Source organism: Burkholderia sp. LMG 13014 (assembly GCF_905232215.1).
Classification (GTDB): Bacteria; Pseudomonadota; Gammaproteobacteria; order Burkholderiales; family Burkholderiaceae; genus Burkholderia.
In genome coordinates, this window is sequence record NZ_CAJNKE010000022.1 from 13,078 (window position 1) to 32,552 (window position 19,475).

Annotated in this window: 14 protein-coding genes; 8 read left to right on the forward strand and 6 right to left on the reverse strand. The window is 51.1% G+C overall.

From position 1 onward, the window contains the following. Positions 1 to 3: 3 nt before the first annotated feature. From JYJ84_RS05280 to glf, 3 genes are all read left to right on the forward strand, one after another. Positions 4 to 657: an ABC transporter ATP-binding protein gene (locus JYJ84_RS05280; protein WP_174956998.1), complete on the forward strand. Its 654-nt coding sequence runs from the start codon at positions 4 to 6 to the stop codon at positions 655 to 657. 20 nt (positions 658 to 677) lie between these two features. After that, the gene (locus tag JYJ84_RS05285; RefSeq protein ID WP_175222343.1) at positions 678 to 3,383 is read left to right on the forward strand and encodes a glycosyltransferase; all 2,706 of its coding nucleotides are present in this window, start codon (positions 678 to 680) and stop codon (positions 3,381 to 3,383) included. Positions 3,384 to 3,467: 84 nt separating this feature from the next. After that, positions 3,468 to 4,619, forward strand: a complete 1,152-nt coding sequence (gene glf, locus JYJ84_RS05290; RefSeq protein ID WP_174957000.1) for a UDP-galactopyranose mutase — start codon at positions 3,468 to 3,470, stop codon at positions 4,617 to 4,619. A 73-nt stretch (positions 4,620 to 4,692) separates the two neighbouring features. Here the strand turns inward: glf and JYJ84_RS05295 are convergent, their stop codons facing one another. The 5 genes from JYJ84_RS05295 to JYJ84_RS05315 all read right to left on the reverse strand — a co-directional run bounded on the left by JYJ84_RS05295 (position 4,693) and on the right by JYJ84_RS05315 (position 10,604). Next, positions 4,693 to 5,667: a glycosyltransferase family 2 protein gene (locus JYJ84_RS05295; protein ID WP_175222342.1), complete on the reverse strand. Its 975-nt coding sequence runs from the start codon at positions 5,665 to 5,667 to the stop codon at positions 4,693 to 4,695. Then, entirely contained in the window at positions 5,630 to 6,601 is a 972-nt protein-coding gene (locus tag JYJ84_RS05300; protein WP_175222341.1) for a hypothetical protein, read from the reverse strand. The genes JYJ84_RS05295 and JYJ84_RS05300 overlap by 38 nt, the downstream gene beginning before the upstream one ends. 442 nt (positions 6,602 to 7,043) lie before the next feature. Next, on the reverse strand, positions 7,044 to 8,858 hold the full coding sequence (locus tag JYJ84_RS05305; RefSeq protein ID WP_175222340.1) for a PadR family transcriptional regulator: 1,815 nt from the start codon (positions 8,856 to 8,858) through the stop codon (positions 7,044 to 7,046). A 24-nt stretch (positions 8,859 to 8,882) separates the two neighbouring features. Next, positions 8,883 to 9,920, reverse strand: a complete 1,038-nt coding sequence (locus JYJ84_RS05310; RefSeq protein ID WP_236027493.1) for a hypothetical protein — start codon at positions 9,918 to 9,920, stop codon at positions 8,883 to 8,885. Between the two features lie 168 nt (positions 9,921 to 10,088). Next, the gene (locus JYJ84_RS05315) at positions 10,089 to 10,604 is read right to left on the reverse strand and encodes a hypothetical protein (RefSeq protein WP_175222338.1); all 516 of its coding nucleotides are present in this window, start codon (positions 10,602 to 10,604) and stop codon (positions 10,089 to 10,091) included. A 993-nt stretch (positions 10,605 to 11,597) separates the two neighbouring features. Between JYJ84_RS05315 and JYJ84_RS05320 the strand changes: the two genes are divergently transcribed. Together JYJ84_RS05320 and JYJ84_RS05325 are read left to right on the forward strand one after the other, a co-directional pair. Further along, positions 11,598 to 13,868 carry an HAD-IIIC family phosphatase gene (locus tag JYJ84_RS05320; RefSeq protein WP_240201833.1) on the forward strand — a complete coding sequence of 757 codons (2,271 nt, stop codon included), beginning with the start codon at positions 11,598 to 11,600 and terminating at the stop codon, positions 13,866 to 13,868. 269 nt (positions 13,869 to 14,137) lie between these two features. Next, on the forward strand, positions 14,138 to 14,683 hold the full coding sequence (locus JYJ84_RS05325; RefSeq protein ID WP_174976847.1) for a hypothetical protein: 546 nt from the start codon (positions 14,138 to 14,140) through the stop codon (positions 14,681 to 14,683). Between the two features lie 343 nt (positions 14,684 to 15,026). Here the strand turns inward: JYJ84_RS05325 and JYJ84_RS05330 are convergent, their stop codons facing one another. Beyond that, positions 15,027 to 15,224 (reverse strand): hypothetical protein, encoded by a 198-nt coding sequence (locus tag JYJ84_RS05330; RefSeq protein WP_175222336.1) that lies wholly within the window; start codon positions 15,222 to 15,224, stop codon positions 15,027 to 15,029. A gap of 589 nt (positions 15,225 to 15,813) precedes the next feature. Here JYJ84_RS05330 and JYJ84_RS05335 point away from each other — a divergent pair. The 3 genes from JYJ84_RS05335 to JYJ84_RS05340 all read left to right on the forward strand — a co-directional run. Beyond that, a complete protein-coding gene (locus JYJ84_RS05335) occupies positions 15,814 to 17,010 on the forward strand; it encodes a hypothetical protein (RefSeq protein ID WP_240201834.1) in 1,197 nt (398 codons plus the stop codon). Positions 17,011 to 17,148: 138 nt separating this feature from the next. After that, positions 17,149 to 17,493 (forward strand): hypothetical protein, encoded by a 345-nt coding sequence (locus JYJ84_RS37620; protein WP_240201835.1) that lies wholly within the window; start codon positions 17,149 to 17,151, stop codon positions 17,491 to 17,493. A 911-nt stretch (positions 17,494 to 18,404) separates the two neighbouring features. Then, the coding region (locus JYJ84_RS05340; protein ID WP_205189127.1) for a capsule biosynthesis protein at positions 18,405 to 19,475 on the forward strand (1,071 nt) is incomplete at its 3' end.

Below are 19,475 nucleotides of genomic sequence, written 5' to 3' on the forward strand. Positions count from 1 at the left end.
TCCATGATCGAATTGCGGAACGTCTATAAACGTTATCCCATACATCACGGGAGGGCGGAGCGCGAAGTGCTGAAAGGCATCAATTTTCGCGTTCAGTCCGGAGAAAAATGGGGAATCCTTGGTCGCAATGGCGCAGGCAAGTCGACGCTAATCCGGATCATCAGTGGATCGGACCGGCCGCATTCGGGTGAGATCGTCAAGACCATGTCGGTTTCATGGCCTTTGGCTTTCGGCGGGACATTCCAAGGAAGTCTGACGGGGAAGGACAACATACGTCTGATTTCGCGTGTCTACGATGTAGATTATCGAAAGACACTCAATATGGTTGAAGATTTTGCCGAGCTTGGCGGATATCTTAACGAGCCGGTCAAGTCATATTCGTCCGGTATGGCTTCTCGTTTGGCATTTGCTATTTCAATGTCGATCGAGTTCGATTGCTTCCTGATTGACGAGGGCATGTCTGTCGGTGACCATCGATTCCATCAGAAATGTAATGTTGAATTATTTGAAAAGCGTGCCGATAGAGCCATGATCATCGTCGCGCACCAAACCGATCTAATTCGCAATCATTGTGACCATGCCGCAGTACTGAATAAGGGCGTGCTCGAGGTTTGCGACACGGTTGACGAAGCAATTAAAATTTACGAATCGCTCTAATTTTTCAAGAGGGGAATTTGATGGCTGGCAGTTATATTTATCCGCCGATTCCGCACGTGGCGGCAAAGAAGGCGCGACACGCATTGATCATCATGCCGTTTTTCGGCCCGGATGCTGCAAGCCTTATTTTTAATGAATTCTCTCGCGCATTGTATGATTTGGGCTACATTGTGCACGCGCTTACGTATAACGATGCGAGTTATCGCCCAGGCAATCACTATTGGCATCATGTCTATTGCCTGAAAGCCCAGTCGGTCGAGCTCTGGAAACGGCCGGCTGACGCCACAGCAGATTATTCGAACGGTATCGACGATTGGGCCGGTGAGGAACTGCCGTCGTTTGTCGAACAGCTCGATGCTGAGTTCGATTTTGATATTTGCGTCTGCAACTATATTTTCCTGTCTCGTGCATTCCTGGGGCTGAAAGAGAAAACTAAAAAGATTCTCTGTACCCACGACGTTTTCACTAACAGAAACAAGAAGCTGTCGGATCGAGGGGTAACTAATCTCGATTTCTCGGTTACTCGTGAATCGGAAGCTGTAGCCTTGAATCGCGCCGACTATGTCGTTGCGTTGCAGCCTGAAGAAGCAGAGTTTTTCAGTAAGCTCGTGCAACAGGAGAAGAAGGTTGATACCGTCTACTACCTGCCGCCGAAGCGCTATCTGGATCTGCGTCCGGTCGACAAAAAACTTGTGGTCGGTTATATCGGGTCCAGCCACGCGCCTAATGTTGTCGCGGTACTGGATCTGATCTCAAAAATCGATTTTTCGCTGCCGATTAAAATTAAGATCGCCGGTTCGATATGCGCCTCGTTAAAAAACGAGACGCTGCCGCCGGAAGTCGAAATTGTCGGTCGAGTGGATAATCTTGCGGATTTTTATCGGGATTGCAATGTGTTCGTCAATCCCGACACCTTGATTTCCGGAATCAAAATAAAATGCATCGAAGCATTTTCATTTGGCGTTCCGTTTATCTGCACGAAACATGCAAGTACCGGCGTTCCGGTTTCCGCTCCTTATCATCAGGCTGATTCCATCAAGAGCGTTGCCACATTCATCGAAGACCTGGCGGCGAACAACGGTCAGCTCGAAAGCATGTGGCAAGAAAGTCGTGCAGTTTTTGATAATTTGACGAAAAAGCTTTCCTTTGGAAAGTATGTCGAGCAAATTGCCGATGTGCGACCCTTGATCTCGGTGGTGATGCCGACTTTCAAGGTCGAGAAATATTTCGAGCAATGTATCGCGAGTGTTACCAATCAGACTCTTAGAAATATTGAAATTATCCCGGTCGACGACGGAAGTCCTGATCGCTGCGGCGAAATCATGGATAGGTTCGCGTCGGAAGATTTCCGGGTTAAGCCGATTCACCAACCGAATCGGGGATATGGCGCAGCCGTAAATGCGGGATTGATGCAGGCTCGTGGCGAATACATCGCGATCGTCGAAACCGACGATTGGATTGAGCCGGATATGCTTGAGACTCTTTATGAGAAGGCAAAGGAATCCGACGCCAATATCGTGAAGGGCAGTTTTGCGAAGCATCACGATGGCAAGCCGCCTGCGGCTCATAATTTCCGGCACGTGGTTCGACCTGGCGAAAATTCGGTGAAACCGGTCGAGTCACTTGAATTGATGATCTATGAGTCATCGATCTGGTCGGCCATCTACAAAAAGAGCTTCCTGGATGAGCATCAGATAACGATGCTTGAAACCAGTGGCGCGGCATTCCAGGACGTCGTCTGGAAGTTCGTTACCTACGCCAGTGCTGACGAAGTGATCCTGGTTGATCGTCCTTTCTACAACTATCGAGTATTTGCTGCTGGATCGTCCAGCGCGGCTAACGGAAAGGAAAAGGCGCACTTTGTAAATTACGGAAAAATCAAGGATGAACTCCAACGTATGGGGTTGTTCGAGAAATTTTCGAATTTTTATTACATTCACCAGTTTTTCGATTTCGTCTTTCATTCAAACCGTTTGAAGGGCGAGGCGCTTCTCAGTTTTTACGCGAGTGCCAAGGCAACGATCGATGAGGCCGTGTCAAAAGGGTGCAATCCAGATGAGCTGAATCTGCATCCGGATTTGAATGACTATTATCAGAAAAGCGTGTTGCCGATCATTCGCGTGATTACGAGCCCCTCGCTTTCTGAAATCTTGGCTGCGGTCACCGCGAACGAATCAAAGCCCAAGGGGACCGAGATCGCAATGCCCGAGATGGCGCCTGTTGAAAATAAGGTGACGCTGCCGGCCTCTCCGTCATTAAGTTTGAAATTTACCGAGTTTCTTAACTTGGATCCGCATTTCTTTACGGAAATCGAGTACCTGTCCGGCAGGCGGGAGCTTATCCCGGTGGTGAAATCGGCATACGATGAAAGCGATTTGCGAAATCTGATGAAGCTTCACGACGCTGATTTTATCCACGCTGTCTATTGGGTACTACTGCGACGAGCGGCCGATCCTGATGGGTTGAGGCATTACACCGATCTCTTGCGCGCAGGGGTTGCCAAGGCGGATATTCTTGAAAGGCTGCGTATTTCAGGTGAGGCGAAAGGGAATAAGATACCATTTGAGGCATTGGATACCTATCTTCGGAAAGGCAAGATATTCCGTACGCCTCTCATGCGTCTGCTTGTCGGTATTCTTCCGATTCGGAATGAGTTTATCGGAAGGGTTCATTCCAGAGTTATGGAAAATTCGATTTATCTGATCAACAAGAAATTGTATTCGTAGTTTTTTGCGTTTCCAGCCTCGGCAGAGGCTGGGCGTAAAGTTTGAGTCATTTGAATATTATTTCAGAATATTGGGGTTGTTGACGTGAAAAAAATTTGCGTTATTGGTGCTGGATTTTCTGGTGCAGTCATCGCTCGCGAACTCGCTTTGGCAGGCATGACCGTCGATATCTTTGAAAGCCGTGATCACCTCGCGGGAAATTGCCACTCGGAAAGGGATCCGGAAACCGGGGTGATGCTCCACGTTTATGGACCCCACATTTTCCATACCAGCAACGAAAAAGTCTGGAACTATGTCCGGCAATTCGATGAATTTATGCCGTTCACGAACCGGGTAAAGGCGATAACCGGTGGCAAGGTATATTCGCTGCCGATCAATCTGTTCACGATTAATAATTTTTTCAATAAGACTTTTTCTCCGGATGAGGCGAAGGAATTTGTCGCGGATCTGGGTGACAAAACTATCGAAGATCCTCAAACGTTTGAAGAGCAGGCGCTTAGGTTTGTCGGAAAGGAGCTCTATGGCGCGTTCTTCAAGGGCTACACGACGAAGCAATGGGGATTGCATCCTTCGGTTCTGCCCGCGAGCATTCTGAAAAGATTGCCGATTCGATTTAATTACGACGACAATTATTACGCAAGCAAATTTCAAGGGATGCCGAAGCACGGGTATACGTACATCGTCGAGAAGATGATTGATCACCCGAAAATCAAGGTGCATCTCGGTACGAAGGTCGAAAAAGACACCCTTGAGAGTTACGATCACGTGTTTTACAGTGGCCCGTTGGATGCATGGTACGGCTTCGAATACGGCCGCCTGGGCTATCGGACGCTCGATTTTGTTACCGAGCGGCACGAAGGGGATTACCAGGGGAATGCTGTAATCAACTACTGCGAAGAAAATGTGCCCTGGACGCGTATCTCGGAGCACAAGCATTTTTCGCCGTGGGAGGAGCATGAAAAGACGGTGATTTACAAGGAGCATAGTCGGACTTGTGGTCCGGACGACGTCCCTTATTATCCTGTCCGCCTGGTCGATGATAAGGAGTTGCTCAATCGCTATGTCGCGCTGGCGCAAAAGGAAGAAAATACGACATTCGTCGGGAGATTGGGCACCTATCGCTACCTGGATATGCATGTAACGATTGGCGAGGCGCTTGATGTTGCGGAGCAGTATCTGTCCGCAGTTAAATCAGGGGCTCCGATGTCGCCTTTTGTAGTTGATCCCCTCGCATAACCGTCGAGGTTATATTCCGGTCGCCCTGTAAATTGTAAAATTTACAGGGCGGGAATTAGTGCGACGAATTGTTTTATTTGTGATCGGGGCGTTGTGCTTCGTCGGGATATTCGACGGATGGTCGAAAGAATAAGCTCGCCAAAGACGCGCGTGTGTTTGTCGAAATAGCAGATAATCTCGAGCTGTTGCGTCCGGATGCTATCTTCGCATTATAAATAAAAATACTCTCCGCGAGATCCAGCAGGTACGACCGCCATCCTTTCGCAATTCTCTTTCTGAAAAGATTGTTTCTTATTCCGTAGTAATGTTTTTTGAATTTTTCGGGCGGAGCGCGAAGTAGATCGTCACTCTCGTTTTTGTCCGTAAGATGCGTAACGACGCTCTTGAATGCGTAAATCCCGAGCATTTTCCCGTTTGTAATTCTCTCGGTATATTCTATATCGTCACCCCAAATAAACATCTCTTTAAATGGGAGGCCGAATTTTAGAACTGCTTCCCTGGAGATGAGGGCGGAAACGAACGAGCAAGAGCGTACGAGGAGGCCATTGTGTTCAAGAAGCTTGTTGAACGGCTGGCCCGACGAGTGTAGCCGAATTCCTGGAAGATTCATTTCATGCGGGCTATCGTCTTTCCAAACCACATGGCTGCAGACGAATCCGATATTGTCAAGCGGTCCGATGGCGATTTTCGCTAACTCGGAAAGGGCGGCAGGATGGGCCACGCAATCGTCATCGAGAAGCCAAAGCCAGTCATAACCATCCTCGATGGCTTGCCGCATTCCGCGATGAAATCCTCCAGCCCCACCTTCGTTGTGTATTGAATTGATTACTTTGAAGCGAGGGTCGGAGTTGTAGCCGCTGCTGGCCAGGTACTCTGCAGTGCCATCGGTGCTAGCGTTGTTTACGATGTAGATTAAATCGGCTTGCTTAATTTGACTTTCGAGCGAATTGATGGCGTGCTTCAAATAGTCGCATCTATTGTGCGTCACAAGGATCGCAGCCGTGCGCGGCTTAAGAAGAGAACTGATCACGCGGGTTTCTGTATGCATCTCGAATTCGTCTGTAAAATTTGACTTGCCTATGCCACCATTTTTTATAAATATAAATGTTTTTGTCAAAGACCGAGGATTTTTTGAGGGCGGTATTGTAGGATAAAATGATTGACAGTAGTGGTTCTTGAGCCTTGAACGCAGGCAAGTGGCTGGAAAAAGATTCCGGTTGCTCCGAGTTAAATCCGCTGAAATGAATAAAAATAAGCTCGCGTTCGTTGGCTGTAAGTCGCCCTTGTATGAGAGCGATATGTCGTTCGTGTAAGTTCCAATATCCTACATTCATGCCTGGGTGTCGAGAGATTTTGCAGCTCGGATATAACGCCGGAACCAGATCGAGCCAGCGTTGATCGCCGCACATCCCCTTGTCCGGGTCGTTTCTGCCGTGTCTGACTACCTGACTCTCCCACCAATCAAGGAACGAAGTGCCCTGGGCGCATCGTCGAACTCCAATGAATCCGGCGTTGAAAACGCCACCGCGGAGTAAGCTAAGCGCCTTGACTCCAAATGGAGTTTGGTGATTGAACGGTTGGAGATAGTGTGGCGTGAGCAATATATCGGAATCGCTAAATTCCGTAAAAATGTCGGCGACTTTTCCGGTAAACCATATGTCGGTGTCGAAATATAGCGCCGATTCGTATTTCTCCAGTATTGTTTTAAACAGTACCGGTTTGAGTGACCAGCATAGTTCGGCGGGAGTGTATCGATTCGAAAGCTGCTCGATAAAGTGGGGCGGGGTTACGCTTTCCGCACGAATGACTTTGTCGCAGAATGATTCGTCAAGTGAAAAATCGGCGGGTGCACCGACTATAAACAAATATCTGTCGACGTCACCTCGGTTTTGAGGATCCGCATCGTTCAGGCTGTTGAAAAATACGGATGCCTGCCCGATATGGCTGGGTGTGCAGATCGAAAATATAGCGCTGTTGGCCATCGAGGTGGGTTCTCTTCACGAAGCGTTGCGGCAATAGGATCGCATGTCCCGGAGCATCAAATTTTTGAATGTCCCAACAAACTCATGCGGTCTGATGGCGCTGCTTGCTGCCCGTTCGGGGTGCACCCACACGGCTCGGATTGCGAAAGCAGATACCGGATTCGATCCGAGATCTCAAAGCGCCGATGCCGATGCAAATTTGGCTCTCGGCCGAAGTGATCAACACTCCGATGGTGGATCGATTACCCTTGGCAAGCTTGTCGGCGCCGGTCAGTGGGGCCGGCGCCGCATCAGCAATTCGCGCGCATCATGGTCAACGAAGCCGTCTCCGGAGGTCAGCAAGGTAGCGAACGGCGGAGCGGTACCCCATGTGATATCCGCTCCGATATTCTCACTGCATTACATTTCTTGACGCACGAAACGAGCCAATTTTCGTTGAAACTTAGCGCACTTCTCTAAGTGACATTTTTGAAATTTGAATCTCTCCGCTTGGGGCAGAGCAGCGGAATGTGAAGCATGCGTTGTCACGAGGGAATGCGGGGTAAACAAAGTCAAATGATATCGGAGCCCATATCAACGGAACAAAATTTTCCATGTATATGCCGCCGCCATTTGGAATAATATTTCCAAATGAATACTCAAGGCGAAGCATCTTCAGATCATTAGTAGCCGACGTAATGGGGGTGTCGCCTTTGTAAGTCGATCGATCGATAAACTCTTTATTTTCACCGATGCTGGAATCGATTTTATCGGGGTCGACAAAGGCCGGGGGGAAGCAGCGGGCCCATACGGTCAAACGATAGCGGCGCTCCACCACAGGCCGCTGCAATCGGACTGATTGACCAATAGCAGTGCCAATATCCAGGCGATAAGCCGAATGGCCATCGGTTCCATCCGGAGCCAAGGGCAAATTGACTGCGTCAATCGGCTGGATGCGTTCGATTTTCCCCGCGATCGACCAGCCGTCAGTCAGATCGAGGCCCGGATTCTCCAGCATTTCTCCGCCAAACTCCCGGAATACAGGTTTTGCCGGGAGAGAGGGTTTACCCAGGCTGCCTCGGTACGAGATTTTGACATCCATTAACTTCCAGGGCGACGGGCTTTCGATGAGCAAAGATATACTGTCATTGCACATGGCATGAGGTAATTCTTTCTTCGAAATATAGATCGGCTCATTTGAAACCCCGATCTCCCTCCATGCACCATTAACTACGCCGCGTCCTGATTGATACTTTTCCTGGTTGGAAATGAATGAACCGGCGTCGAGATGATCATGAACAAAAATTCTGATGCCTTGCTCGAAAGTGTCAATTTCGATTTTAACTTCGTCTAGTGTTCTCGGTGTGCCAGGTAGGGTTGCCTCTATCAGGCCTACATTGGGGAACAAGAGAGACTGCTTGCTTTCAAGCAGAAAATATTCGTCGGTCTTTCTCGAGTTGTCGCCTACCGACATCTTATCTACACAATCATAATCCCTCTGCTTCGATCGATGCAGATGACTGTGGGTGATTGATATCTCTTTCCATTTGTCCAGCAGGTCGAAGTTGTCAAGATTAATTAGATCTTCGATCTGATAGGTCGTAGCCTGATGGCGGGGCCGATAAATTTTTAATGATCGGTCTGGTGCCGGCAGGCTGTTGAGTGCGGATGCGATATTGAACCACAGTATCCCATTGGATCTTGTGCCGGTATGAATTTCGTTGGCGCCAAAGAACGGGCTTGGCGTCAATTCTCCAATTTGCTGGTTGTGCGTCATGGAGTCGACGAACATCACGTTATGTTTATCCGCGATATATCGAAGTGCCGAGTACTCTGTTGCACTGCCTCGAAATTCCGTGGCGAGGATGGGTTCGATCCCAAAGCAGCGGACGGTGCGAATTAAGCGCTCAATGGCGAATTGCCAGTGCCGCATGCCAGCGGCCCGCATCCACTGGTCATTGTCTCTGCTAATGATTACAGCGAATTTCGCGTTAAAGTCGCTGAATCTCTTTCCGTCAAAATAAGGCTCGTCATCGATGATTCGCTTCATCATCGTCAGACAGTCGTTTCCGGCGACCGAGAAATTCTTGACCTGATATTTCGTCAGCGAGGAAAGTAGGCTAATGGCGGATTTGTCTCGCAAGGAGAAATAGCCGTCCATGTGGCTGTCGCCGATGACAACGATGGCATCACTATTTTCAATGGTGACGCTTTCCCAGTTTTCCTGCGCCTCTGCTGCTACTTCACTTTCCTGCTTTTTCTTCAAAAAAGCAATCATTCCATCACCTGTCTAATGCGCGAATTAGTATATGTAGTCGAGATCGAGCCTTTTTCCGCCCAGCTCTTCTAGAATTCCGTTTGATATTACGTCGAGATTAAATAGCGTCATGCAGCCGTCGAAGTGGTTCATTCCAAGTTTATGCGGGAAAGCATACACCTGCTTCAGGCCGGTCAGCATCTCGGCATAATACTGCTCTGCAGCATTGAGGCTGTCGTAAAATATTTTATGCTTTAAATTTGCTCGATCGTCGCGATTGAGGATAATGTTTCTTATATCGGTTTCGTCGTGAGAGCGCGCTGCATAGCAGTCATCCGAAATGATCGCGGGCAAATTCTCCTTGATGCTTTCACGGAGGAATTTTCTATGTTCCGGTGCGTGACCCGTTTGTGGATTAATGGCCAGGCTAACAAAATTAACAGCGGGGTGCAGTTCGGATAATTTCTCGGAATAAAATATCCCGGCATAGCCTCCCGAGCTCATTCCGCACATGAAGACGTGCTTGTATTTACCGCTGTTTATTAGGCCGGTTATTGAGTCGAGTATGTATTGGACGTCGTAAAGATACCAGTGAGCGGGGCCGCTTTCGGAAAATCGGACGAAATCCATGCTGAGGGCAATTGGGAGGCCAAAAAATTCCCATCTTGTTCCTCCTGGACCTCTTGATCCAAAGGAGCAGCCTGCCGAGTTAAATATAACCAGAAGCGCTTCGGATTCGAAATTTTTCCCGATTTCGATGTTGATTTTACTAACGAGATGGTTCCAGTGACCGGCTGTCAGTGGTTCAAGAATGCGAATTGAGCGATTTTTCTTCTCAAGCGAAAATCCGCTTCCGTACATCTGCCACCGTTCAGGGGATTCGAATTTTATCGAATCGAATCTGGTGCAATTTTTACCTTCTTTGTCAAAAAACAGGAGCGCGCCGTCTTCAGTTTTCCACGAAATTTCGTCGACTCCGCCTTCAATTTCGCCGCCGCTTCGCAGTATCAGGTTGCTTTTTGAAATGCTGCCGTCACCCAGCTTAAATCGAAGCGGATTATCAATTATGCTTTTGATGTCCATTTGCACGCCTCTTTGTTAATTCCGCTTGTAAAGAAATTCCAAAATATGTCTCCGTCTTTCTGCTTGGAGTGGATTGATGGCGCTGTAAATATTCTATCCTCTGTCGAAACCCGGCTCAATGATGGGGGCACTGTCGCGCAAGCCCTCAATTCTCCGGGCTGGCCGATGTCATCGGAAGCGCGCCGGCGATGGAAGTGAGGTCATGCCGAGAGGGCGCCCGATCGTTGTGTCCTGATAGTCAGGGAGAGGGGCACTCATGCTGAGGTTCTCATCAAGTGGCGTTGCACGCGTCAACTCCGTATTTCCACGTGCGGCTGCCGTTCTGCTGGGGGCGTAGTCCATGTTGTCAACGCCCATCACTTGCTCGCGGCCATATGCTTCCAGCAGGTCGCCGGTCGAGCCGGAACCTGACGTCGAGATTGCACGCCGTTCAACCGCGGTCAGCGGCTTCAGGCCATAGGCGTCGTCAGGTCGATAAACGATCTTCACCGTTGAAGTTGTCGATTGCTGTTCGGGGCGCGACAGGTCGTTGAGGCATTGCGTCTGGACGGCGGGGACGACGATTTCTCGAGCTTGCTGACGGGAGCAACTGCGCTCGACCCAAGACGCGTTTCGTCTTCGTGATAGACCGCCCGTGCAGCGGTTCGACGCGATGTTGACGGTCTGGTGTGTCGCCTTGGCCATAAGATGAGATTCCGAGTGCTGCGAAATTTGATGCGTCCGCTATTTTAACCGGACGGCTCCTGAGCAAGAGACTTGTGACGTGCGAGGTTGAAGGGTGCGCTTCACGGATTCTTGCACCGATTTCGTGCATGTCGTCCATGCATCGAATGCTTGGCGGTGCGGGCTCGATACGAGCGGAATCGACCTCTCTCAAGTTGGGGGGGGCGGATCAAGCCTCGGATCGCGCTGGCGTATCGTTTTCAGCTCGGGTTGCTCCTTCTGAGAAATTCTCGGCCGTTGCTGTCGCCGAAGGATGTTGCCGCCAGTCACGGCTCAAAGCCGCGCCGGTCACGCTGTCAATTGACAATATTCATGGCTCAACGCCTGGCTTATCGGGTCGGGGGAGGCCAATTCAGGCGCGTTGATACGATCGGTGTCGTGTACGGTGGCGATCGAGCTGGAGTCACCGAGACTTGGTCACCCTATGAGGAAGTCAGGCGAGGACCGTAAGAGCGATGTGGTTGACGCGGTTGTACCATCGACCAGGTTGTGGGCGTCGCGACACGCAATCTCTGATCCACGAGATGAGCGCCTGCTGCGGCTTACAGCTAGCGCCGCACTCGTCAGGGTTCGGTGAACCGTAACCGAGTGCGTGTCTATCTCTTCGAGCTCGATACGGGATAGCTGCAAAAACTCGGCAAAGTGGTCGGGCAACGTCTTAGTCAAGATCAGTGGTGTCGAGAGCATGCCGCAGGGCGTCACATCGTAATATCGCGAATTCTAGTTCGGATTCGAATTGGGAAAAACGCCAGTCTTTATCGTGATTTCTCTTCGAGGTTAGAATCCGATGGCGTAGAGGGTGGTGATGGAAAAGATGCGCAAGTTCGACGCGAGAATGGTGAAGGGGAGGCAGGGAGGCTTGGTCGTCGTCGGGTGATCCAGGCGTCGAGACTGATGTTCAGCGGCGTGGATTATTTTTAGTAAAATTAAGAAAGTTTGACAATTATATTGATCATGCGACTGTGGCGTATTCCGAAAAAACTGAAAGAAATCCGAGCGAGAAAGCAAATGATGCGAGTTCTGAGGATCGATTTTCGGGATGAAGTGTTGCCGTGTACAAGCAGTGGTATATGTTCCGCCGAGTCGTTCGGTCGATGGACTGATGGAACGATCGCCAAGGTCGGCCTGCCGGCCGAAGTTGTCTCTACCCGTGCCGTCATGAAGATCGAGGTGAATGTTTCGGCATTCATATCTCCGAGTGTTGGGTGTCAAAGGGCCGATGTTTTGCTAAATGGTGTTAGGGCAAAGACATTGTCTTTTCATGAAGGAGATAAGAATAAAACGGAAAGCATCTATTTTAAGGTGCCGAAGGATGGTGGGGTGGGTAATGTTACCCTTGAATTTATTATCCATCATCCAACCAGGCCGATGGATGTTAACCAGTCGCTTGACGATTCTCGTTCACTTGGCCTTGCGCTCAAATCGCTGGATGTTTATCAAATTGAGGCGGGAGAGCATGTCGACGGCGATGTCCTTGATCTTGGGCTGCTAACCGGGACGTGGTCCCCGTCGGGTAACACGAGAATGCGCCCTGATCCGAAATGGATGTTTCCAAGTGAATTGGATTTGGATGAAGGTGAATCAAAACATTTCGCTGTTATCGGAACATGTACAGCGGAAATGCTGACGGATATTATTCGCAATACTTCGCACAAGGCAGACCATTTTTTAATGAATTCGTGGTTGCCCAACGAAATTCCGGATATTTCAGGGCGACACTACGATGCCGTCTTGGTTCAGTTGACATTGCGTTTTGTCCTGTATCAAGTCATTTCTCGTCACGAGGATGACTTGATGCATGTGAAGATGTCGGAGGAGGAGCAGGCGTCCATATTGAGAGATGCTGGCGAACTCCTGGAGAAACTTGTAAACAAGTTCATGTCGGCCCTTCCGGCAGGTGTGCCGGTCTTCTTCACTTCATTTATCGAGCCGATAGCGAGTCACCGGGGATTGTTTTGGAACAATCGGAAAACATCTTTGTATGTGCTCGTTCGTTCCACGAACGATCGTCTGGCCGAAATTCTGGATCATACTCCTGACGGATACTATGTTGAGTTAAACGACCTTCGTCAGCATTATGGCGATATGTTCAGCTACGACGGGTATTTCAATCATTTTACTCATGCCGCCAACGATAGTTCGGAGTTTTATTTGGCATTGATCGCGCGCGTTGATCAGGCGCTAAAGGTTTTGAAGTCAAAGAGCCCAATAAAATTGATTGTCACCGATTTGGACAATACCTTGTGGAAAGGGGTTCTGGCCGAGGAGGATGAGATTGTCAGTGCGTCGCTCGTCGAAGGTTGGCCTATTGGATACGCGGAAGCACTGATGGAGTGCAAGAGGCGAGGTATTCTCCTGGCGATATCAAGCAAGAACGATGAACAATTTATTCTTGAGAATTTTTCAAGGGTTTGGGGGAGTCGTATCGCTCTCGATGATTTTTGCTCAATAAAGGTGAATTGGGGAGCGAAGTCCGAGTCAATCAGGGAAATTCTGCGCGAAGTCAACATACTTCCGCAGAATGTTTTGTTTGTCGATGACAATCCAGCGGAGCTGGACGAGGTCAGGCGAGCGTTCCCGGAGATGCGGATGCTCACGGGCGATCAACGTCGATGGAGGATGATTCTTCACTATTCGCCAGAAACGCAGGTGTCGGTCGTGACAGATGAGTCGAAGGCGCGTACCGGGCTGATTCGAGCAAAGATCGATCGAGAGCTCAATTCTCGAGGTGTGGACCGTCTGGCCTATTTGCAATCCTTGGAGATCCGGGTAAGGCCAGGAATAATTAATCGCCGAGGCGATGCAAAATATGCCAGATCATTCGAATTGTTGAACAAGACGAATCAATTCAACACAACCGGAAAGCGTTGGACTGAGCAGGAGTGCGAGGCGCTGTTCGCTACGGGGGGAGAGTTCTTAGCTTTTGACATGGTGGATAAACATGCGGGGCACGGGATCGTGGCGGTCGCAGTCATTCGCGACAGTATCATTGAGCAAGTGGTAATGTCTTGTCGCGTCTTCGGCTTGGGCGTTGAGATGGCGTTGTTAAACTACGTGATGACTCGTTTACTCGCTGTCCACGATGAGGTGAAAGCTGTTAGTAAGGTTACCGAGAGAAATGTGACCTGCCAGAACTATTTCTCGGATGCAGGGTTTCATGTCCGTGACGGCATGTGCCATGGTGGTGCAGTTCCGGAACTTCCGGCGTGGATCGCACTAACGTAATCGCAATAATGTTGAATTTTACTTATTTTCAACGTGTGTCAGCAAATTGCGCTCGCGGTCTCGGTCGGGATGGTGCAGAATTACGCATTCTCGAATGCGGGCGTGCCACCGACTTCACGAACGATGTGATTCAATGATGTACCCGTTGTCAATGGGGCGCTGGATGCTTTGGGCAAGGCGAGGCGATTCGAGATGGTAGCTCGTCGGAGTTAAGTCTGTTTTTGTCGGCTTTGTCGAGTTTTGTACCTTAATTTGAAGGGGAATGTGTTATGCGGTCCGATGTTGTTCCGGGGAAAATAAGGCAAACTTTTGTTGCTGACTTTTCCAAAGATCCTGTTTCGATCGCTTGTGAAGGCCTGTCGTTTGCCGAGTCGTTCGGGCGGTGGTCCAAGGAGGCGGTGGTGAGGCTCGTCGTGCCCGGGCACGCGCTTGCTGCGCGGACGCTGATGAGAATTGACGTCAACGTTTCGGCATTCGTCCCGCCTACTGTGACAGAGCAGAAGGTTGATCTCTTTGCGAACGGTGTTCGAGCTGCGGGATGGACGTTTGCCGAGAAGAACATGTGGGTTCAGGAGCAGATATTCTTCAAGCCTTCGGAGGCGGATACCTCGAATGGTATTACATTGGAGTTTCTGATTCATCACGCTACGCGACCGTCGGATCTTGGAAAGAGCGATGATGAGCGAGCACTTGGGCTGGCGTTCAAGTCGCTGGAGGTTTACCAGGTTGAGTCTCTCGGGAAGAGAAAGGCAGATGTTATTGATTTTTCTCTTTTAAAGAAGCTTGGTCTGTCGGTAAAGCGACCTTTTGAATAAATTCGAGGGCTGGAGATCGGCTGAGAATTGCCAGTTTTGAGAGTAAAGAAAAAATAAAAGATCTGGGCAATCGGGCTGATATCCGATCGGTGACGGGAAAGGTGGTTCGCCGGATTTGACGGGCACCGTCCCTAATTTCCCTCCCTTGTCTGCGTGTTCCAATCTGCGTGAGTGGCAATAAGTCGCGACCCTGGATATTGCGGGATTCGGTGGAGTTTCGACGGATCACCAATGTTCGCGATGCGTCACGATCGATTTGATTCGGTTCAGTTTCGCGAACTACCGGCAAGATTGGTGCGCTATTTGGGTGATGCGGAATGGTTTGAATCCGTTCCGCCGTTACTCAAATGGTTTCCGTGGTACGCCCGGCAAGCATGTTTCTACCGCTGCCGTTTTTTTGCCCGGTGCGCAAACGTTTGTCGATGACATCTTCCGGCTCCGGCTCCATGCAGATACGCTTCAATTGATGCAAGCGCTCGCGCCATGTTTTACTGATGGTTGGAGTGGTTTGTATGTAATTGAGTCTGGTCAAGAGCATCAACCCACACTCCATCAATCACCAGATCTCACGACACTTCCGTCGGTGAGGCATCTGAATTGCATCTCCGAACCTGTCAGGCATTGCAACGGTCGTGCCACGCTTGCCCGGGAATTGGCGTCTGAGGCGTGACCGGGACCCGTTTGCGGTGCCGTTGGCTTGCTTGCCGTCCAGATCCGTTTCGGCCGATCTTGACGGAGGAATCCCGCGTTCAGTATCAGCATCCCAGGTCGTCAGCGATTGAGTCGAGTCTGACGATTCATGCCTATACGGGGTCGATTGTCAATTTCGCCCTGTTCATCTTGCAATCCGGTCAATTTGAGCCTGTCAAGGAGTGCGGCGTGCATTTCGTCTCCCCGTGGCTTAATTGCAACGTCAACGCCGGGTTTTGTTTTGTTTTCTTTCTTATTTGTCGAGATATCTTGATCTGATGTGTCAATATATGCAAATTGTAAGGTTATATGTATGGAAAGCATAAGACTGTAGATAGCCCGATTCGTCTGACGATCGAGTTGTGCTACTGCGGCCGAAAGGGGGGGGCGAGCACGTAACGTGTTGCTCCAGCCGGCGCGATCGTGGCAATCAAGAGATCATGAGCATCAGCGAAATTTTTCGAGTGGGTGGGACCGACATTACCGAAGCCGGGCAGGCTCCAGTCTCGGTTTTGCGAAAGCCTAAAATTTTGAGCATCGGTGGGTGCGTTACCGAAGTTCTTGCCGGAAGAATGAGCCGGTTGGCGGATGTTACCCACTTGTGGCGTGTAAGTGTGCCTTGTTTGATGTCGAATAAGGTCGACGGGCGCACATACTTCGGATCCTCCGATCACCAGTTGTCCGAGCGGATCAATTTCGAGCTGACAAAGCAGGCGCTGCACAAACTCAAAAAGGGTGCGTACGAGTTTTTGCTTTTCGATCCGACTAGCGATTTCACGAACGACTATTACGAAAAAGACGGCTGCATTATTTCCGACATGGAGTCGGGGGCGCTGGGCCCGCACTGGAAATGGCCGGATGGATTCATGGATGGTAGCTGGACCAGAATTTCTCCGACCAGCCACCAGTACCTGGAGATTTATCTCCACTATCTGAAAGACCTCATTGCTTTATCCGAAGAGATCGGTGTCCCGCTTATTATTATGAGGCGGCGGACTTGCGTCAATAAAATCACTGGCGATGGCGTAACCGGATTGGGCGACCCTGAGTCATCCGAAATCAATTGGTGGGTTGATCTGCTCTGGAAGAAGATTGACGGTTTGATGGCGAAATTGAACGTTCTTGATTTGAACGGGCGTTTTTCTGTCACATCTTTTGATGCTCCGTATGGTGAGGCAAAATTTCACCCGATCGAAGAGTTTTACGATTACGCGGCTTACAAATTAATGGGGCTGATGAGATTTAGCGATGATCTGATCTCGGAAGTCACATTCAATGTATATAGGGAAAGAGCAAGCCGCCGTCTGGCTATTCATTCAGAGCGGGACGGATTGGTTCACGAACGGGATGGGCTGATCCATGAGCGAGACGGATTGGTTCACGAGCGGGATGGGCTGGTCCATGAGCGAGACGGGTTGGTGTACGAGCGGGATGGACTGATTCATGAGCGAGACGGGTTGGTGCACGAGCGGGATGGGCTGACTCACGAGCGGGATGGGTTGATTCATGAGCGAAACGGGCTGATCCATGAGCGGGACGGACTGGTACACGAGCGAATCGGGCTGACCCACGAGCGAGACGGGCTGATTCATGAACGAAACGGGCTGATCCACGAGCGGGACGGACTGGTACACTAGCGAATCGGGCTGACCCACGAGCGGGACGGGCTGATTCATGAGCGAAATGGGCTGATCCACGAGCGAGACGGACTGATTCAAGAGCGCCAAAGCTTGGTGCATGATCGGGATGCGCTGCATTCGTCTCTCAATAACGTTGTGACCGAGCGAGAACTCATATCGGCACGCGAGATCGAAAACGCGCGTATTGCAAGCGAATCTCATAGGCAGGAACTGGCGATGATCTCGGAAGCTCGAGACGAGGCGCTTGCTGAAAAGGCTGCAAACATCCTGGCATTAGAGGAATTGCAAAAATCCTACGACGATCTCTCGCGCAGACATGATGAGCTGAGCGCTCGACAGAACCGTCTGTTTAACGAATTGCGGTTGGACGAAGGGCCCATGGCCTTGCGCGATGTGCTTCCGCTGGCCAGGGCATGGCGGCCTGTTATCAAGGGAATCGGGAAGACCAAGCGATTCTGGCAGCGATTGATCGCGGTGTAGCGGTAGAAAGGCGAGCGTCCCGGCGAGCTTTGTGCATCGGGATTTCATGAGCCTGTCAGAGCGTTGTACTGCGGTCACTAGCCCATGGGCAGTGCGACTTCAAATGTCATGCGCGATTTCGATCTCGTTGTTGACCACGCTAACTAAATAAGCGCTTGCGGCGGGGCGAGGGTGTGCGTCACCCCGCCGAAGCCGCATCGCATGGTGTGGCGTTCACGAGACGACCGCGCGCAACGCCCGCATCGTGCCGGGCGATGCGGCCAGCGTGTTGTGTCGACGCTGGAATCTTGCCGCTACCGGGTTTTTCGAGAGGCCGTTCTCGTTCCCCCTGGCTGGCGCGGCTCAATGGCTTGCAATCGTCAAATGAACGAGCGCGGAAGCCAATCGGCAAGGGTGTCGATACCCGGGGCGGCAACTTCACTGCCGCCCAAGCCTGAAGCTGGCCGGTCCTCTGTCATGCACCTGATGAGTCCCTCGCCACTCCGTTTGGGAGTCGGTGTGCGGTAATGCATTTGTCAGGGTGTGACGCAAATGAGACAAAGATATCTATCTGCCCGACTGCAGGGCGCTCTGCCACGCCCGATGGCGTGTTGCGGCGAGCGAGATAGTTCGTGCAGCCCTAACGGCTCGGTGGCGGAATAAGGCATACTTCAGGGCGCTGCTTTCCGTCACATCCACTGCCTGGCAGTGATGCTCCACTTACAGATCCACAACAAGTGTCCGAATAAAAATAGCCATCTCTCAATGTGACAATCGATGAACAGCGGCAAGTTGAAAGGTGAGACGCGTCAACTCACTGATCTCCACCAAGATCGACACGACTCGGCGAGACGCCGGTTCACCGAACGCACCCATTGATATTGCCTGGATGGCGATGTTTGCCGGTTTTCCCATTACTGCATCGTTGATCTATGAGTCGTTCTTTCCTTGCCTTGCAAGGCACGGCGTCCCCGTTTTTCAGCCAGCTCGCGCATGTTCTTGGCAGCCGCGGCCACCGTGTGACCCGCGTTAATTTTTGTGGCGGCGACCTGGCCTACGCCGGTGGGGGCGCGGCTTGGAATTATCGTGACAAGGCGGAAGGCTTGTCGGCCTGGTACCGTCAGATCGTCGAAGCCAACGACTTTACCGATGTCTTCCTGTTTGGCGATTGCCGTGAAATCCATCGACCGATACATGCTGTCGTTCAGGATCTCGGCCTGCGCGTACATGTGTTCGAAGAGGGCTATGTTCGTCCCCACTGGATCACGATGGAGCATCACGGCGTCAATGGCCGCTCGTTGCTGCCGCGCGACCCCGATTGGTATCGCGACCAACGCAAGCATGTCCCGCCCGCGGCCTTTGGCCACCCGACCGGCTATAACCTGAAGGTACGCGTGTACCACGATATCGCCTACCGTCTGGCGAACGCGCTGCACGCCCGCCGGTTTCCGTATTACAGGAGCCATCGCCCCAAAAATGGTTTCCAGGAATACGCTGGCCTGGCCTATCGCGCCGCCCAGTCGCGCGTTCATGCCTGGGAGGCCGATCGGATCGCACGGGAATTGCTGGACGAGAAGCGAGAGTATTACCTGTTTCCGCTCCAACTGAACTCCGACGCGCAGATCGTCGCGCATTCCCCGTTCGACGGCATTTGCGCGGCTATTTCGGCCGTATTGCGTTCATTTGCTCGCTACGCCCCGTCTCGCGCGTGGCTTGTCATCAAGAACCATCCGCTGGACACGGGCCTGATCGCCTACAAGCAATTCGCAGCGGCACTGGCTCGGGAACTCGGCATCGACCAGCGCATGCTTTTTATCGATGCCGGTCACCTTCCCACCTTGCTTGACCATTCCCGCGGGGTAGTCGTCGTCAATAGCACCGTGGGTTTGTCTGCCTTGCACCACGAGCGGCCCCTGATCGCGCTTGGCACGGCGATTTACGCGATACCCGGCCTGACCTGGCAGGGTAGTCTCGACGATTTTTGGACGCAGGCGGACAGCCCG

What these genes read in the sequence shown, in the direction of transcription:
- JYJ84_RS05320 (WP_240201833.1), top strand. Translation starts at nt 11,598, where the DNA reads ATGCGACTGTGGCGTATTCCGAAAAAACTGAAAGAAATCCGAGCGAGA.
- JYJ84_RS05310 (WP_236027493.1), bottom strand. Translation starts at nt 9,920, where the DNA reads ATGGACATCAAAAGCATAATTGATAATCCGCTTCGATTTAAGCTGGGT.
- JYJ84_RS05335 (WP_240201834.1), top strand. Translation starts at nt 15,814, where the DNA reads ATGAGCATCAGCGAAATTTTTCGAGTGGGTGGGACCGACATTACCGAA.
- JYJ84_RS05315 (WP_175222338.1), bottom strand. Translation starts at nt 10,604, where the DNA reads ATGGCCAAGGCGACACACCAGACCGTCAACATCGCGTCGAACCGCTGC.
- JYJ84_RS05325 (WP_174976847.1), top strand. Translation starts at nt 14,138, where the DNA reads ATGCGGTCCGATGTTGTTCCGGGGAAAATAAGGCAAACTTTTGTTGCT.
- JYJ84_RS05305 (WP_175222340.1), bottom strand. Translation starts at nt 8,858, where the DNA reads ATGATTGCTTTTTTGAAGAAAAAGCAGGAAAGTGAAGTAGCAGCAGAG.
- JYJ84_RS05300 (WP_175222341.1), bottom strand. Translation starts at nt 6,601, where the DNA reads ATGGCCAACAGCGCTATATTTTCGATCTGCACACCCAGCCATATCGGG.
- JYJ84_RS05280 (WP_174956998.1), top strand. Translation starts at nt 4, where the DNA reads ATGATCGAATTGCGGAACGTCTATAAACGTTATCCCATACATCACGGG.
- JYJ84_RS05285 (WP_175222343.1), top strand. Translation starts at nt 678, where the DNA reads ATGGCTGGCAGTTATATTTATCCGCCGATTCCGCACGTGGCGGCAAAG.
- JYJ84_RS05295 (WP_175222342.1), bottom strand. Translation starts at nt 5,667, where the DNA reads ATGCATACAGAAACCCGCGTGATCAGTTCTCTTCTTAAGCCGCGCACG.